14 protein-coding genes are annotated in these 17,202 nt (G+C 69.0%); all 14 read left to right on the forward strand.

Annotated elements, in window-relative coordinates:
* Positions 1 to 129 precede the first annotated feature (129 nt).
* The 14 genes from folC (at position 130) to ACZ3H8_RS33565 (ending at position 17,100) form a co-directional block, all read left to right on the forward strand.
* Entirely contained in the window at positions 130 to 1,620 is a 1,491-nt protein-coding gene (gene folC, locus ACZ3H8_RS33500; protein WP_467408145.1) for a bifunctional tetrahydrofolate synthase/dihydrofolate synthase, read from the forward strand.
* A 6-nt stretch (positions 1,621 to 1,626) separates the two neighbouring features.
* Complete coding sequence (locus ACZ3H8_RS33505) at positions 1,627 to 1,980, forward strand: DUF4233 domain-containing protein (RefSeq protein ID WP_467408146.1); 354 nt, start codon at positions 1,627 to 1,629, stop codon at positions 1,978 to 1,980.
* A 63-nt stretch (positions 1,981 to 2,043) separates the two neighbouring features.
* Entirely contained in the window at positions 2,044 to 2,457 is a 414-nt protein-coding gene (ndk, locus tag ACZ3H8_RS33510; protein ID WP_389190161.1) for a nucleoside-diphosphate kinase, read from the forward strand.
* A 253-nt stretch (positions 2,458 to 2,710) separates the two neighbouring features.
* The gene (locus ACZ3H8_RS33515) at positions 2,711 to 3,730 is read left to right on the forward strand and encodes a rod shape-determining protein (protein WP_142218247.1); all 1,020 of its coding nucleotides are present in this window, start codon (positions 2,711 to 2,713) and stop codon (positions 3,728 to 3,730) included.
* A 137-nt stretch (positions 3,731 to 3,867) separates the two neighbouring features.
* Positions 3,868 to 4,860, forward strand: a complete 993-nt coding sequence (gene mreC, locus ACZ3H8_RS33520) for a rod shape-determining protein MreC (protein WP_467408148.1) — start codon at positions 3,868 to 3,870, stop codon at positions 4,858 to 4,860.
* Between the two features lie 13 nt (positions 4,861 to 4,873).
* Positions 4,874 to 5,551, forward strand: a complete 678-nt coding sequence (gene mreD, locus ACZ3H8_RS33525) for a rod shape-determining protein MreD (protein ID WP_398988570.1) — start codon at positions 4,874 to 4,876, stop codon at positions 5,549 to 5,551.
* Positions 5,552 to 5,567: 16 nt separating this feature from the next.
* On the forward strand, positions 5,568 to 7,736 hold the full coding sequence (mrdA, locus tag ACZ3H8_RS33530; protein ID WP_467408150.1) for a penicillin-binding protein 2: 2,169 nt from the start codon (positions 5,568 to 5,570) through the stop codon (positions 7,734 to 7,736).
* A 3-nt stretch (positions 7,737 to 7,739) separates the two neighbouring features.
* A complete protein-coding gene (gene rodA, locus ACZ3H8_RS33535; protein WP_467408152.1) occupies positions 7,740 to 8,942 on the forward strand; it encodes a rod shape-determining protein RodA in 1,203 nt (400 codons plus the stop codon).
* Between the two features lie 50 nt (positions 8,943 to 8,992).
* Positions 8,993 to 10,519 (forward strand): CYTH and CHAD domain-containing protein, encoded by a 1,527-nt coding sequence (locus ACZ3H8_RS33540; RefSeq protein WP_467408154.1) that lies wholly within the window; start codon positions 8,993 to 8,995, stop codon positions 10,517 to 10,519.
* 52 nt (positions 10,520 to 10,571) lie between these two features.
* Positions 10,572 to 12,506 carry a TIGR03960 family B12-binding radical SAM protein gene (locus ACZ3H8_RS33545; RefSeq protein ID WP_467408157.1) on the forward strand — a complete coding sequence of 645 codons (1,935 nt, stop codon included), beginning with the start codon at positions 10,572 to 10,574 and terminating at the stop codon, positions 12,504 to 12,506.
* 194 nt (positions 12,507 to 12,700) lie between these two features.
* On the forward strand, positions 12,701 to 14,314 hold the full coding sequence (locus ACZ3H8_RS33550; RefSeq protein ID WP_467408158.1) for an MFS transporter: 1,614 nt from the start codon (positions 12,701 to 12,703) through the stop codon (positions 14,312 to 14,314).
* A 100-nt stretch (positions 14,315 to 14,414) separates the two neighbouring features.
* The gene (locus ACZ3H8_RS33555; RefSeq protein WP_467408160.1) at positions 14,415 to 14,948 is read left to right on the forward strand and encodes a GNAT family N-acetyltransferase; all 534 of its coding nucleotides are present in this window, start codon (positions 14,415 to 14,417) and stop codon (positions 14,946 to 14,948) included.
* 15 nt (positions 14,949 to 14,963) lie between these two features.
* A complete protein-coding gene (locus tag ACZ3H8_RS33560; RefSeq protein ID WP_467408163.1) occupies positions 14,964 to 16,151 on the forward strand; it encodes a hypothetical protein in 1,188 nt (395 codons plus the stop codon).
* A 124-nt stretch (positions 16,152 to 16,275) separates the two neighbouring features.
* Positions 16,276 to 17,100 (forward strand): TIGR03936 family radical SAM-associated protein, encoded by an 825-nt coding sequence (locus ACZ3H8_RS33565; RefSeq protein WP_467408165.1) that lies wholly within the window; start codon positions 16,276 to 16,278, stop codon positions 17,098 to 17,100.
* The last annotated feature ends 102 nt before the right edge of the window (positions 17,101 to 17,202 follow it).

The raw sequence follows: 17,202 nt of genomic DNA on the forward strand, positions 1-17,202 counted from the left end.
CCAGTCGTCCACGAGAGGCCCCGGGGTTCCGGGGCCTCTCGCGGCGTAAAGCCCCCTTCATGCCCCGTTCCGAACGTCCCGAAAGGGCGGGGTGAACGTCCTGTCACTGCTCCTCCGTAGACTGGCCCTGTGAGTGAGCAGCCCGACCCTTTCGACGAGATCGTCGACGCAGAGACCGACCGTGACCCCGACCTGGCGGTGATCGAGGCCGGTAGCCGTACCCTGCGCGCGCAGGCCGGGTCGCCCCAGGGTGACCCCGTGCCCGCCCGGCCCGCAGACCCGGAGGTGGACAAGGCGCTGCGCGCGGTGGAGCAGGAGCTCGCAGGGCGCTGGGGTGAGACCAAGCTGGAGCCCTCCGTCGCCCGTATCGCGGCGCTGATGGATGTGCTGGGCGAGCCCCAGCGCGCGTACCCCTCGATCCACATCACGGGGACGAACGGCAAGACGTCCACGGCCCGCATGATCGAGGCCCTGCTTGGCGCCTTCGATCTGCGCACCGGCCGGTACACCTCGCCGCACGTCCAGTCGGTCACCGAACGGATCAGCCTGGACGGCGCCCCGATCGAAGCCGAGCGTTTCATCGAGACGTACGAAGACATCAAGCCGTACATCGAAATGGTCGACGCGGCTCAGGAGTTCCGGCTCTCCTTCTTCGAGGTGCTCACCGGGATGGCGTTCGCCGCCTTCGCCGACGCGCCCGTGGATGTGGCGGTCGTCGAGGTCGGCATGGGCGGCAGCTGGGACGCGACGAACGTCATTGACGCCTCCGTCGCCGTCGTCACGCCCATCGACCTGGACCACACCGACCGGCTCGGCTCCACCCCCGCCGAGATCGCCGTCGAGAAGGCCGGCGTCATCAAGCAGGGCGCGACGGTCATCATGGCGCAGCAGCCGGTTGACGCCGCGCAGGTGATGCTGAAGAAGGCCGTCGAGGTCGACGCCACGGTCGCCCGCGAGGGCATGGAGTTCGGCGTCGTCTCCCGCGAAGTCGCGGTGGGCGGCCAGCTGGTGACGCTGCGCGGACTCGGCGGGGAGTACGAAGAGATCTTCCTCCCGCTGTACGGGGCGCACCAGGCGCACAACGCCGCGGTGGCGCTTGCCACGGTCGAGGCGTTCTTCGGCATCGGTGCCGAGCAGGCCCGCACGCTGGACATGGACACGATCCGCAAGGCGTTCGCCTCGGTGGCCTCGCCCGGCCGCCTGGAGGTCGTGCGCCGCAGCCCGACGGTCGTCCTGGACGCCGCGCACAACCCGGCCGGCGCCCGCGCGAGCGCGGCGGGGATCACCGAGTCCTTCGGCTTCTCCCGCCTCATCGGCGTGGTCGGCGCGTCCGGCGACAAGGACGTCCGGGGCTTCCTGGAGGCGTTCGAGCCGATCTTCGCTGAGGTCGTCGTCACTCAGAATTCGAGCCATCGCGCGATGGACGTGGACGAGCTGGCGGCGGTCGCGGTCGAGGTCTTCGGCGACGAGCGGGTGGTCGTGGAGCCGCGTCTCGACGACGCGCTGGAGGCGGCGATCACGCTTGCCGAGGAGGAGTCCGAGTTCGCGGGCGCGGGCGTCCTGGTGACCGGCTCGGTGATCACGGTCGGCGAGGCCCGGCTGCTCCTGGGGAGGGGCTGACATCTGATGCGTACGCTCTGTGCATCCACCCTGATCGGCGAATTCTTTGTGATCGGTTTCGCCGGTCTCGTCGCCATGAAGTCCGACGACCTTGCGGCGGCGACGGTCTGGACGGTCTGCGGCGCCGGCATGCTGCTCTCGGTCCTGCTCTGCGGGATGCTCAGCCGCCCCGGCGGGGTGCAGCTCGGCTGGGCGCTGCAGATCGCGCTGGTCGTGAGCGGTTTCGTGGTGCCGACGATGTTCTTCCTCGGGGCGGTCTTCGCGGGCCTGTGGTGGGCCTCGGTGCACTTCGGCCGCAAGATCGACGAGGCGAAGGCCCGCTGGGCGGCCCAGGCCTCGTCAGAGCCTGACGCTGCGTAATCGGTGCCCCTTCCGGCCCTGTAGCCTCGAAACTCCTGAATCCGCACTGAAGGAGCCCGTACCGTGAGCCAGCGCACGCTCGTCCTGCTCAAGCCCGACGCCGTACGCCGCGGCCTGATCGGCGAGATCATCGGCCGGATCGAGGCCAAGGCCGGCTGGACCATCAGCGCGCTGGAGCTGCGCACCCTCGACCAGGAGACCCTGGAGCAGCACTACGGCGAGCACAAGGGCAAGCCCTTCTACGAGCCGCTGGTCGAGTTCATGGCGTCGGGTCCCGTCGTCGTGCTGGTCGTCGACGGCGAGCGGGTCATCGAGGGCGTTCGCGCGCTGGCCGGCCCGACCGACCCGATCGCCGCAGCGCCCGGCTCCATCCGCGGCGACTTCGGCACCATCGTCCGGGAGAACCTCATCCACGCCTCGGACTCCGAAGAGTCCGCCATTCGGGAACTCAAGATTTTCTTCCCCGGACTTTCCTGATTGGCCGTCAGCCATACAGCGCTCATGACCTGGGGCGACCGAAGGAATTTCGGTCGCCCTTCGGCATATGACCGCGCTTTGCGGGAACGCATCGCTGCAACACCTCGTCACCTATACAGAGGCGGGCCACCGCGCCGTGTCCGTGCAGGCGGCACTACGATGAAGCCTCCACGCCACAGCACCCACCTCGCCATCCTAAAAAGCCATCAATGCTCGATTTGGGAAGGCCAGACGCATCCTCATGGGGAACAACATGTCGTTCATCGGCCGTGACATGGCTGTCGACCTCGGGACCGCCAACACGCTGGTGTACGTCAGGGGCCGGGGGATCGTCCTCAACGAGCCGTCCGTCGTCGCCATCAACACCAACACGGGCGGCATTCTCGCGGTCGGCGCCGAGGCGAAGAAGATGATCGGCCGGACACCTGGCAACATCGTTGCCGTCCGGCCGCTGAAGGACGGCGTCATCGCCGACTTCGAGATCACCGAACGGATGCTCCGCTACTTCATCCTGAAGATTCACAAGCGCCGGTACCTCGCCCGTCCGCGCGTCGTCGTCTGTGTGCCCTCCGGCATCACAGGAGTCGAGCGCCGCGCGGTCATCGAGGCGTCGACGCAGGCGGGCGCCCGACAGGTGCACATCATCGAGGAGCCGATGGCCGCGGCCATCGGTTCCGGACTCCCGGTCCATGAAGCCACCGGCAATATGGTCGTCGACATCGGTGGTGGCACCACCGAAGTCGCCGTCATCTCACTCGGCGGAATCGTCACAGCACAGTCCATTCGCGTCGCCGGCGACGAGCTGGACAACGCGATCATCCAGCACATCAAGAAGGAGTACTCCCTCCTGCTCGGTGAGCGGACTGCCGAAAACATCAAGATCACCATCGGCTCCGCGTACGACATGGACAAGGACGAGCACACCGAGATCCGCGGCCGTGACCTCGTCTCCGGTCTGCCGAAGACCGTGGTCATCTCCGCCGCCGAAGTCCGCAAGGCGATCGAGGAACCGGTCAACGCGATCGTCGACGCCGTCAAGACCACCCTCGACAAGTGCCCGCCGGAGCTGTCCGGCGACGTGATGGACCGAGGCATCGTCCTCACCGGCGGCGGCGCCCTGCTGCGCGGCCTCGACGAGCGATTGCGCCGTGAGACCGGCATGCCGATCCATATCGCCGAGGATCCGCTGGACTCGGTGGCCCTCGGATCGGGCAAGTGCGTCGAGGAGTTCGAGGCGCTCCAGCAGGTCCTGGACGCCCAGCCCCGCCGATAGCGGACGGGCATGCGGATTCCTCCCCCTGCGCCCCTGGCGGGCGCGGGGGGACCCCCATACGGGTGCCTGCCAACCCGTATGCGGATCGTTGATATACAGACATCAACATTCCTACGAGGAAGGCACGGCCGTCGCACGTGAGGGACACACGAGAGAGCCGGCTGCTCCTGGTGCTGCTGATCGCCATCGCGTTCGCTTTGATCACGGTGGACATCCGCGGAGGCGAGGAGTCACCGGTTGACGGCGCCCGGCAGGCCGCCGCCACGGTCTTCGGACCCGTCGAGAACGGCGTCGCGGCAGCGGTCGACCCGATAGGCAATGCCATCGGAGCCGTCCGCGACTCGGGCCGGCGTCACGACCGAATCGGCGAACTGGAGCGCGAGAACGCCCTGCTGAAGGCGAAGCTCGGCAGCAACGACCGCAACCGCAGCCGGGTGCGCGAGCTGGACAACATGCTCAAGAAGGCGGGCGCGGGACAGTACGGCATCAAGGGCGCCGAGGTCATCGCCATCGGAGCGGCCCAGGGCTTCTCCTGGACGGTGACCATCGATGTCGGCTCCAACGACGGCATCGAGCGCGACATGACCGTCCTCAACGGCGACGGACTCGTCGGCCGGATCACCACGGTCGGCCCGAACACCGCGACCGTACTGCTCGCCAGCGACCCGGACTTCACGGTCGGCACCCGGATGGAGAAGACCGACGAACTGGGCTTCGCCACCGGCCAGGGCGACCGTCCGCTCTCCGTACAGCTGCTCAACGGCAAGGCCAAGGTCAAGAAGGGCGACCGGCTCGTCACCTTCGGCTCGCAGGCCGACAAGCCGTTCGTGCCCGGCGTCCCGGTCGGTGAGGTCATCCGCGTCGATCCCTCCGGCGGCGACCTCACCCGGACCATCTACGTCCGTCCGTTCGTCGGCTTCAGCAAGCTCGACATCGTCGGCGTCGTCGTCGTGGCGCCCAGGTCCGATCCGCGCGACACGGTCCTGCCGCCCAAGCCCGCGGCTCCCAAGCCCACGCCCACGGTCACGGTGACGGTCACCCCGTCCGCGGACGGCGAGGGCGGCGAGCAGGTCCAGGGCGACGGCCTTGATCCGGCCGACGCGAACGCCGACGACCAGAACGACGAGTAGGAGCTGATCCGTCATGCGCTTCAACCGGATGCTGCTCTCCACGACACTCGTCGTGGTCGCCCTCGTCATCCAGGTCTCCGTCCTCGCCCGCCTCCAGCTCCCCGGCGCCGTCCCCGACCTGCTGCTGCTCGTCGTCCTCGGACTCGCCCTCGTATACGGGCACATGGCCGGCGCCTTCATCGGCTTCGGCGCGGGCCTGCTCGCCGACCTCGCCCCGCCCGCCGATCACGCCGCCGGGCGCTACGCACTCGTGCTCTGCGTGATCGGCTACCTCGCGGGCCTGGTGCGCCCCGACAACGGCCAGCTCAAGTCGGCCACCGGACCGATGGTCGTGGTCGTCGCTGCCGCCATCAGCTCGACGCTGCTGTACGCGGGCGTGGGCGCACTCGTCGGCGACACCGCCGCCCGCCATGTGGGCCTGGGCAGCCTGCTGTTCACGGCCGCCGTGTACGACCTGCTCCTCGCGCCCTTCACGGTGCCGCTGATCATGGCGCTCGCCAGACGCGCCGAGAGCAATCCGCTCTCCGAAAGCCAGAGCAGCGGCGGCCCGGGCGGAAGCGACGCCGCCTCCCGCTGGCTCTCCTCCGGCACCGGCCTGCGCATCGGCAAGCAGCGCAGCGGAATGCGGGTCAAGGCAGCCAGGTCGCGAGCGGCGCGGGCCGTCCGCATAAAGGGAGTCAAGCGACTGTGATCGAGGGGGCAGCACCGTGAGCAACATTCCGGAGACCGGGCGGACCCCCCGGGTCCAGATCCGGCTCGTCGTCATCCAGGTACTTGTCTTCTCCCTCCTGCTCACCCTCGGCGGACGCCTCTGGTACCTCCAGATCCGCAACGGCCAGGAGTACACCGACGAGGCGAAGAACAACCACGTCCAGCAGGTCGTCCAGCCCGCCGTCCGCGGCTCGATCCTCGACGCCCGTGGCATCGCGCTCGCCGACAACGAGACCCGCCTCGTCGTCTCCGCGTCCCGCACCGAGCTGATGAAGATGAAGGACGACGGCAAAGGCGTCCTCACCCGCCTCGCGGGCGTCCTCGGCATGAAGCCGAAGGACGTCATGGACAAGGTCAGGCTCTGCGACGCCAAGACGCCGCAGCCCTGCTGGAACGGCTCGCCCTACCAGCCGATCCCGGTCACCGACGAGGCCACCACCCAGCAGGCCCTGCAGATCCGCGAGCGCGCCGAGGACTTCCCCGGCATCACCGCCGAGCCCACCGCCGTACGCCGCTACACCGCGCCCGGCAAGGCCAACACCGCGCAGGTCCTCGGCTATCTCTCGCCCGTCACCGACGAGGAGATCACCAAGGCCAAGGACACCGACTCGCCGTTCCTCCGCTCCGACCAGGTGGGCCGCTCGGGCATCGAGCGCACCTATGACAAGGAGCTGCGCGGCAAGGCCGGAGTCACCCGCTACGAGGTCGACAACCTCGGCCGCGTCATCGGCCAGGCGGCCAAGGACGAGGCCCAGCCCGGCGCCAACCTCGTCACCTCCATCGACGCACGCGTCCAGGCGGTCGCGGAGTACGAGCTCAACGGGGCGATGAAGACCGCCCGCCAGGAGACCGACAGGAACACCGGCGAGAAGTACAAGGCGGATGCCGGCGCCGTCGTGGTGATGGAGAACAAGACCGGCCGGATCGTCTCGATGGCCTCGCAGCCGACGTACGACCCCAACTCCTGGGTCGGCGGCATCTCCGGCAAGGACTACGCCAAGCTCACCGGCAAGGACTCCAACTACCCGCTGCTGAACCGCGCGATCCAGGGCCAGGCCGCGCCCGGCTCGATCTTCAAGGTCATCTCCTCGACCGCGGCGGTCAACGCCGGCTACCCGTTCGACGGCGACTACCCCTGCCCGAGCTCGTACTCCGTCGGTGGCCAGGTCTTCAAGAACTTCGAGTCAAGGGGCTACGGCAGCATCAGCCTCGGCAGGGCCCTGGAGGTCTCCTGCGACACCGTCTTCTACGGCCTCGCCCACCGGGAGTGGCAGAAGGACGGCGGCATCAAGCCCAAGAAGCGCACCAACGACTGGTTCTACAAGACCGCCCACCAGTTCGGCCTCGGCAAGGAGACCGGCATCGACCTCCCCAACGAGGTCAAGGGCCGTGTCCCCGACCGTCAGTGGAAGCAGAGCTTCTGGGAGGCCAACAAGGACGGCTGGTGCAAGCAGGGCAAGAAGGACGGCGACTACGTCGAGAAGATCGCGTACGAGAACTGCCTCGAAGGCAACCGGATGCGTGCCGGTGACTCCGTCAACTACTCCATCGGCCAGGGCGACACGCTCGTCACCCCGATCCAGATGGCCACGATCTACGCGGCCATCGCCAACGGCGGCACCCTGTACAACCCCACCATCGGCAAGGCCGTGATCAGCGCGGACGGCAAGACCGTCCAGTCGATCAAGCCGAAGTCCCACGGCAAGCTGCCCATGGACGCCGACACCCGGTCGCAGATAGACAAAGCCCTCGCGGGAGTCACGACCCGCGGATCGGCCGCCTGGCGCTTCGGCGGCTGGCCGCAGGACAAGATCCCGATGCACGCCAAGACGGGTACCGCCGAGGTCTACGGCAAGCAGACGACCTCCTGGTTCGTCTCGTACACCGAGGACTACACGATCATCATGACGATCGCCCAGGGTGGCACCGGATCCGGTGCCTCGGGACCGGCCGTGCGCAAGATCTACGAGGCGATGTACGGACTCGACGAGGAGGGCGGTCAGGACCTGAAGAAGGCCCTGCTGCCCAAGCCGCAGACGGCACTGCCGAAGATCGAGCCCGACGGCTCCATCGAAGCCCCCAAGATCGAGCCGTACGCGCCTGAGGAAGAGGAGCCTCCGGCCGAGGAACAGCAGCTCGCGGGCGCACCCGCGCGGAGGGACTGAGCCATGGCCGGCACGAATGGCTTCTCCGTCTCCGGATACGGGCCCAAGCGAGGTGGCCTGTGGTCGCAGCTGTCCGCCCGCGACTCCGTGGTGCGCAAGCTCGACTGGCCGCTGCTGCTGTCCGCGATCGCGCTGTCCTTGGTGGGCACGCTGCTGGTGTGGTCGGCGACCCGGAACCGCACCGAGCTCAACCAGGGCGACCCGTACTACTTCTTCTTCCGTCACGCCCTCAACACCGGGATCGGCCTCGCGCTGATGATCGGCACGATCTGGCTCGGGCACCGCACCCTGCGCGGCGCGGTCCCGGTGCTGTACGGACTCTCCGTAGTGCTCGTACTGCTGGTGCTCACGCCGCTCGGCGCGACCATCAACGGCGCGCACGCGTGGATCGTGATCGGCGGCGGCTTCTCCCTCCAGCCCTCGGAGTTCGTGAAGATCACGATCATTCTGGCGATGGCGATGTTGCTGGCCGCGCGCGTGGACGCGGGCGACCAACTGCACCCCGACCACCGGACGGTCGCCAAGTCCCTGGGCTTCGCGGTCCTGCCGATGGTGATCGTCATGCTGATGCCGGACCTCGGTTCGGTGATGGTGATGGCGGTGATCGTGCTCGGGGTGCTGCTCGCCTCCGGCGCCTCCAACCGCTGGATCATCGGGCTGATCGGCGCCGGCGTCATCGGTGGCGTGATGGTCACCGCGCTCGGGCTGCTGGACGAGTACCAGATCAACCGCTTCGCGGCGTTCGCCAACCCGGAGCTCGACCCGGCCGGCGTCGGCTACAACACCAACCAGGCGCGGATCGCGATCGGATCGGGCGGACTGACCGGCACCGGCCTGTTCAAGGGCTCCCAGACCACCGGCCAGTTCGTCCCCGAACAGCAGACGGACTTCGTCTTCACGGTCGCGGGCGAGGAACTGGGCTTCCTGGGGGCGGGCCTGATCCTGCTGCTGCTCGGCGTCGTCCTGTGGCGCGCCTGCCGCATCGCACGTGAGACAACCGAGCTGTACGGCACGATCGTGGCCGCCGGGATCATCGCCTGGTTCGCCTTCCAGTCCTTCGAGAACATCGGAATGACGCTCGGGATCATGCCGGTGGCGGGCCTGCCGCTGCCGTTCGTGTCGTACGGAGGCACCTCCATGTTCGCGGTCTGGATCGCGATCGGGCTGCTCCAGTCGATCCGGGTGCAGCGGCCGATAACTGCCTAGGTGAACACATGGGGATGCCACAGAGGCGCCCAGGCAACTAGATTCAGTTCATGGCGGATACGAAGCGTGAGATCGAGCGGAAGTACGAAGCCACTCCCGAGACCCGACTGCCGGACCTGACCGGGGTCGCAGGGGTGTCGGCCGTCCATGACAGAGGCGTCGCCGAACTCGACGCCGTCTACTACGACACCGCCGACCTGCGCCTCGCCGCCGCCTCCATCACCCTGCGCCGCAGGACGGGCGGCACGGACGCGGGCTGGCACCTCAAGCTCCCGGTCGCCCCGGGCGTACGGGACGAGATCAGCGCACCCCTGTCCGATACGGTCCCGCACAGCCTTGAGGGCCTGGTCCGCGCCCGTACCCGGGACGCCGCACTCGCGCCCGTGGTGCGCCTGCGGTCCTCCAGGGACGTCCGCCACCTGGTCGACGCGGACGGCGCGCTGCTGGCCGAGCTGAGCAGGGACGCGGTCCGCGCGGAACGCCTCATCGACGGCGGCCGCACGGCGCAGTGGGACGAGATCGAGGTCGAGCTCGCCGACGACGCGGATCCGTCCATCCTCGACGCGGTCGAGAAGAAGCTTCGCAAGGCGGGCGTGCGCCCGGCGAAGGCGCCGTCGAAGCTGGCCAGGGCGCTGGCGGAGACCGCCCCCAAGGGGGACAAGCGGGCGGCACCACCCTCCCCGGAACCTCCGCAGACCGCCGGCGAGCACATCCTCGCCTACCTGCGGGAACAGGCCGACGCACTGCTCGCGTACGACCCCGGCGTGCGCCGTGACCTGCCCGACTCGGTACATCAGATGCGGGTCGCCACACGACGGATGCGCAGCGCGTTCAAGACGTACCGGAAGGTCATCGACCGGACCGTCACCGATCCGATCGGCGACGAGCTTCAGTGGCTCGCGGGCGAGCTGGGCGTCGCCCGTGACCAGGAGGTGCTCACCGAGCGGCTGCGGTCGCGGATCGACACCGTGCCCAGGACCCTGCTGCTCGGCCCGGTACGCGGACGGCTGCGTATCTGGACCGCCGCCCATGGCGCAGGCGCCCGGCGCAAGGCCGTCGCCGTGCTCGACACCAAGCGCTACCTCTCGCTCCTGGAGTCGCTGGACGCGCTGCTCAGCGACCCGCCGCTGCTGAAGGCGGCGGGCGGTGCGGCCGCCAGAGTGATCCCCAAGGCGGTCCTGAAGGACTACGACCGGCTGGCCGCCCGGATCGACCATGCCCTGGAGCTGCCCCCCGGTGAAGAGCGGGACCTGGCCATGCACGACGCCCGCAAGGCCGCCAAGCGCGCCCGGTACGCGGGCGAGGCGGCGACGCCCGCGCTCGGCAAGGCGGCCAAGAAGTTCGCCAAGAGGGTGAAGGCCGTGCAGACGGTGCTCGGCGACCACCAGGACAGCGTCGTGGCCCGCGAAGCCCTGCGGAATCTCGCGATCCAGGCGCATGCGGCGGGGGAGACCGCATTCACCTGGGGACTGCTGTACGGCAGGGAGGAGGCACAGGCCGCACAGCGGGAGGCGGAGCTGCCGGGGGTGTGGAACGAGGCGTCCGCCCCGAAACTGCGGGCGGATCTGACCGGCTGAGCGTCACGGTACGCTTGATGGTCACCCTTGCCCGCTCACGAGAGACACCAAGATGCCTGTCGAGTCGGTCTTCCCACGCCTGGAAGCGCTTCTCCCGCACGTCCAGAAGCCGATCCAGTACGTCGGCGGAGAGCTCAACTCCACCGTCAAGGACTGGGACGCCTGCGACGTTCGCTGGGCGCTCATGTACCCCGACGCGTACGAGGTCGGACTGCCCAACCAGGGCGTCATGATCCTCTACGAGGTACTGAACGAGCGCGAGGGGGTGCTCGCCGAGCGTACGTACAGCGTCTGGCCGGACCTCGAAGAGCTGATGCGGGAGCACAAGGTCCCGCAGTTCACCGTGGACTCACACCGTCCGGTGAAGGCCTTCGACGTGTTCGGTCTCAGCTTCTCCACGGAGCTCGGCTACACGAACATGCTCACCGCCCTGGACCTCGCGGGCATCCCGCTGGAGGCGAAGGACCGCGGCCTGGACGACCCGATCGTGCTGGCCGGCGGCCACGCGGCCTTCAACCCCGAGCCGATCGCGGACTTCATCGACTGCGCGGTCATCGGCGACGGCGAGCAGGCCGTCCTCGACATGACCGAGATCATCCGCGCCTGGAAGGCCGAAGGCCGCCCGGGCGGTCGCGAAGAGGTGCTCTTCCGCCTCGCGAAGACCGGCAATGTCTACGTCCCGGGCTTCTACGACGTCGAGTACCTGCCCGACGGCCGCATCGGCCGCGTCGTCCCGAACAAGTCCGGCGTGCCGTGGCGCGTGTCCAAGCACACCGTCATGGACCTCGACGAGTGGCCGTACCCGAAGCAGCCGCTGGTCCCCCTCGCCGAGACCGTCCATGAGCGGATGTCCGTCGAGATCTTCCGCGGCTGCACCCGCGGCTGCCGCTTCTGCCAGGCCGGCATGATCACGCGCCCCGTGCGGGAGCGAAGCATCACCGGCATCGGCGACATCGTCGAAAAGGGCCTGAAGGCGACCGGCTTCGAGGAGGTCGGCCTGCTGTCGCTGTCCTCCGCGGACCACAGCGAGATCGGCGACATCGCGAAGGGCCTGGCCGACCGGTACGAGGAAGACAAGATCGGTCTGTCCCTGCCGTCGACCCGCGTGGACGCGTTCAACGTCGACCTGGCCAATGAGCTGACCCGCAACGGCCGCCGCTCGGGTCTGACGTTCGCCCCCGAGGGCGGCTCCGAGCGCATGCGCAAGGTCATCAACAAGATGGTCTCGGAAGAGGACCTGATCCGTACCGTCTCGACGGCGTACGGCAACGGCTGGCGTCAGGTGAAGCTGTACTTCATGTGCGGTCTGCCCACCGAGACCGACGAGGACGTTCTCCAGATCGGCGACATGGCGGTCAACGTCATCGCCGAGGGCCGCAAGGTTTCGGGGCAGAACGACATCCGCTGCACGGTGTCGATCGGCGGCTTCGTGCCCAAGCCGCACACCCCGTTCCAGTGGGCCCCGCAGCTGAGCGCCGAGGAGACGGACGCGCGGCTGGAGAAGCTGCGTGACAAGATCCGCGGAGACAAGAAGTACGGCCGCTCGATCGGCTTCCGCTACCACGACGGCAAGCCCGGCATCGTCGAGGGCCTGCTCTCCCGCGGCGACCGCCGCATCGGCTCGGTCATCCGCGCGGTCTACGAGGACGGCGGCCGCTTCGACGGCTGGCGCGAGCACTTCTTGTACGACAGGTGGATGGCCTGCGCCGAGAAGACGCTGCCCGCCTTCGGTGTGGACGTCGACTGGTACACGACGCGTGAGCGCACGTACGAGGAGGTCCTGCCCTGGGACCACCTGGACTCGGGTCTCGACAAGGACTGGCTCTGGGAGGACTGGCAGGACGCGCTCGACGAGACGGAGGTCGAGGACTGCCGCTGGACGCCGTGCTTCGACTGCGGTGTCTGCCCGCAGATGGACACACAGATCCAGATCGGCCCGACCGGCAAGAAGCTCCTGCCTCTCAGTGTGGTCAACGCTGCGGACTAGAGGGACCTGAACGGCGTCCGGTCCCCATGCCGGAGGCTCGGGCTGCCAAGGGCCGGAGCACCGTCCCTCAGTGTTCGTGCCCAAGGGGCGTACCGAGGCCGCGCCGTTACCTCGCTGGGAGGACGCCGCCAACCGGCTGATCTCCGTAGCGGGTCGAGGATCCGTCCGCCGGGGACGCTGGGACGATGCGCCCCATGACATCCAAGGCGGGCACGGAGGGTTCGAGCAAGGGGGGACTCGTCCTGCTGACACTCGCAGCCGGGCAGTTCCTGATGGCGCTCGACAGCTCCGTCATGAACGTTTCGATCGCGACGGTGGCCAACGATGTCGGCACAACGGTGACAGGCATCCAGGGGGCGATCACGGCCTACACGCTCGTGATGGCGATGTTCATGATCCCTGGCGGCAAGGTCGGCGCGATCATCGGCCGCAAGCGTGCGTTCATGATCGGCTGCGGCATCTACGGATGCGGATCCCTGACGACGGCGCTCGCCCCGAACCTGCCCGTGCTCCTGCTCGGCTGGTCGTTCCTCGAAGGCGTCGGGGCGGCGCTCATCCTGCCCGCGATCGTGGCGCTCGTCGCCGGCAACTTCGCCGTGGAGCGCCGCCCCGCCGCCTACGGACTCGTCGCGGCCGCAGGAGCCGTGGCGATCGCGGTCGGGCCGATCATCGGGGGTGTCGCGACAACGTACTTCTCGTGGCGCTGGGTCTTCGCCGGTGAGGTCGTGATCGTGCTCGGCATCCTGGTGCTCGCCCGCCGCGTCGCCGACGCGCAACCCGACCAACGCCACCGCCTCGATCTCGTCGGCGCCGCGCTCTCCGCCCTCGGGCTCGGGATCTTCGTCTACGGCGTACTCCGCTCGGACGAATGGGGCTGGTTCCAGCCGAAGCCCGACGCGCCCTCCTGGCTCGGGATCTCGCTGGTCGTGTGGCTGATGCTGGCGGGTCTGCTCCTGATCTGGCTCTTCCTGCGCTGGGAGGCCCGCCAGGTGGAGCAGCGCAAGGAGCCCCTCGTGGACCCGGCGCTTCTGCGGAACAAGCAGCTCACCGGCGGCCTGACGATGTTTTTCTTCCAGTACCTCGTACAGATGGGCGTGTTTTTCGTCGTACCGCTCTACCTGTCGGTCGCCCTCGGCCTGTCCGCGCTCAAGACAGGCGCACGCATCCTGCCGCTCTCGCTGACACTGCTGGCCGCCGCGATCCTGATCCCGCGCCTCTTCCCGCACGTCTCGCCGCGGCGCGTGGTGCGGCTCGGGATCCTTGCGTTGCTCGCGGGTGCGGTGGTCCTGATGGCCGCGCTCGACGCAGACGCCGGTGCGGAGATCGTCACGATCCCTCTCCTGTTGATCGGGCTCGGCATGGGCGCGCTGGCGTCTCAGCTCGGATCGGTCACTGTGTCCGCGGTGCCGGACAAGCAGAGCGCGGAGGTCGGCGGCATCCAGAACGCCGTCACCAACCTCGGCGCCTCGATCGGTACGGCACTCGCCGGGTCGATCCTGATCGCCGCGCTGACGGCTTCGTTCCTGACCAGCGTCGAGCAGAATGAGGCGATCCCGGCCGACGTCAAGAGCCAGGCGACCGTCGAACTCCAAAGCGGCGTGCCCTTCCTGTCGGATGCCCAGCTCAAGGACGCCCTCGACGAGGCGGGCACGAGCACGGAGGTGACTCAGGCCGCGCTCGACGCGAACGAGGCAGCGAGGCTCGACGGCCTGCGCGCCGCACTCGCCATCCTCGCTCTCAGCGCCCTCCTCGCGATGTTCTTCACCCAACGGATCCCGACCACCCAGCCCGGCTCGACGGAACCGTAGCGCCGGGCAAGTCGTCCTGTTCGGTTCGGTCTCTGCCTACGGACGTGCCCTCAAGTGAGCCACGGTGCCGGGCGTTCGCGCGCCCCGGCACAATGGGCCGATGCCGCAGCTCATAGTGCCCGACGCCCGTTTTCGTCTCTCCTTCCTCGAGTCGGTGGAAGAGTCCGTCGCCGAGGCCGAGTACTTCGGTGACACGCTGGCCCGCGAACTCGCCGAGTACGGCGGCAGCTGGCACGAGCCGGAGGGCTTCGCGCGGTACGTCGCCGCGATCCGCCAGGAGGAGCTGGAGGAGGGCCGCCGTCCCGCGGGCTTCGTGCCCGGCACCTGGTACTGGTATGCCGACGGCGACACCTACCTCGGCCGCATCCAGATCCGGCACCGGCTCACTCCTCATCTGCGCGACTTCGGCGGCCACATCGGCTACGGAGTGCGGCCGGGCGCCCGCCGCCGCGGCCATGCCACCGCGATGCTGCGCGATGTCCTCCCGTATGCATCCGTACTCGGCCTCGACCGGGTCCTGGTCACCTGCGACGCCTCCAACACCGGTTCGCGCAAGGTGATTGAGAACAACGGGGGCGTCTTCGAGGACGAGCGCGGCGGACAGTGCAGGTACTGGATCCGGACGGGCCTGTGACGCGTCATGTCTGACATGGAGTTCGAGAAGTCACCTCAGACGTACGGGAATCATCAGGCACCCGCGCGCTACGAGCCCGGCGAGGGCTGTCTCACCACGGTCATCCGGATACCGGTGCGGATCGTGGTGTTGCTCGTGGTCGTTCCCGTACGGATGGTGTGGGACCTCCTCGTCGTCTGCGGCCGGGCCGTGGAGCGGATGCTGCTGCGGCCGCTGGGCCGGGCGATGGCCTGGGTGTACGAGATGGTGCTGACGCCGCTCGGGCACGGTCTTGTGTGGCTCGGGGTCTTCATCGGCAAGGCGCTGTTCGTCTGGCCGTGGGTTGCGCTGTGGCGGTATCTGGTGGTGCCGGTGGTGACGTACGGGCTCGTGGTGCCGGTGGTGTGGATCTACCGGCAGCTGCTGACTCCGCTGGGGCACGGGCTCGCCTGGCTCGTGGAGCATCTGCTGGTCGCGCCCGTGCGCTGGATCTACCGCCGGCTGCTCACGCCCGTCGGGCACGGTCTGGGGTGGCTTGCGGTCTTCATCGGCAAGGCGCTGTTCGTCTGGCCGTGGGTTGCGCTGTGGCGGTATCTGGTGGTGCCGGTGGTGACGTACGGGCTCGTGGTGCCGGTGGTGTGGATCTACCGGCAGCTGCTGACCCCGCTCGGCCACGGGCTCGCCTGGCTGCTCACCGCGATCGGGCACGGCATCGCCGCCGTCTGCCGCGGGGTGTGGACGGCGGTCGTCTGGCTGGTCGTGGTCCTGCTCGTCACGCCCGTCGGCTGGGTCTACCGCCACATCCTCGCGCCCATCGGCCGCGAGATCGCCGCCGCCGTCGGTGTCGCCTGGCGCATCGCCGGATACATCTCGCGAGCCGTCGGCCGGGGGATCAAGTGGCTCGCCTGGAACCTCGTCGGACGGCCGGTGCGCTGGTGCTACCAGAACGTCTGCACCCCCGTCGGGCACGTGCTGCGCGACGGCATCTGGCGTCCGGCCAAGAAGGCCGCCGTCGAGGCGGGCCGGGCCACGCGGGCAGCGCTCCAGTCGGCCCGGGAGACGGTACGGCAGGCCAGGCGGGAAACCTGGCGCGCGCTCGTCGGCGGGCCCCGGGTGCCCAAGGCCGGGGAACCGGTGGTGCCTCAGGCGCGTACTCTGGGTAGTACAACGACTGTTCCCGGCGCGGTGGCCGCACCCGAGATCTCCTTGCGAAAGCAGGGGTGAGCAGGGCGGGCCCCCAGGGAACACCCCGCACGTCCGAGGGCGGCGCGCCCCCGCGCCCGCCCCGCACCGAGGAGAAGAACCACTGGGCAAGCGACAGCCCGAAGGCCCGCCGCCCGCACCGGCAGTGCAGCGCATCCGACTGCGCTACACCAAGCGCGGCCGCCTCCGGTTCACCAGCCACCGTGACTTCCAGCGTGCCTTCGAGCGGGCGCTGCGGCGTGCCGAGGTGCCCATGGCGTACTCGGCGGGCTTCACCCCGCACCCGAAGGTGTCGTACGCCAATGCCGCACCCACCGGCACGGGCAGCGAGGCCGAGTATCTGGAGATCGCCCTCACCGAGCACCGCGACCCCGACAAGCTGCGTGAGCTGCTCGACGAGTCGCTGCCGGGCGGGCTCGACATCACCGACGCCGTCGAGGCCCGTACGTCAGGCCTCGCCGACCGGCTCACCGCATCCGTGTGGGAGCTGCGGCTCGACGGGGTCGACGTCGAGGACGCCGCGAAGGCCGTGTCCGCCTTTCTCGCCGCCGAGACCGTCGAGGTCCAGCGGAAGACGAAGAACGGCATGCGGACCTTCGACGCCCGTGCTGCCGTAGCGGACCTGCAGGCGCTCTATCCACAGTCCGACGCAAGCGGCGGCTCCACCGGAGCGGCTACCGCCGCGCTCATCAATAGGCCCGGAGACGGGCCCTGTGCGATACTGCGGCTGGTTGTTCGGCACGTGACACCTGCCGTGCGACCCGACGACGTCCTGTCCGGTCTCCGAGCTGTGGCCGACCTGGCGCCGCCGGTCCCCGCAGCGGTGACCAGGCTGGCGCAGGGGCTCTTCGACGAGGAGTCCGGCACGGTGACCGACCCGCTCGCGCCCGACCGCGAGGCAGTTCCGGCCGCTCTACCCACGGCCGCCGGAGCCGCCGTCGCGACGGCGCCGGAAGGTCCCGCCGCGTAAGGACAGTCGTTGTAGCGCAGCCCTGGTACTCGGGAGCCACCTGGGTCGGGCCGCGCACCGAACAGAAGACTTTCGCCAGGCCGTGCGTACATCGCGTACGGA

Source organism: Streptomyces sp. NPDC002868 (assembly GCF_055563295.1).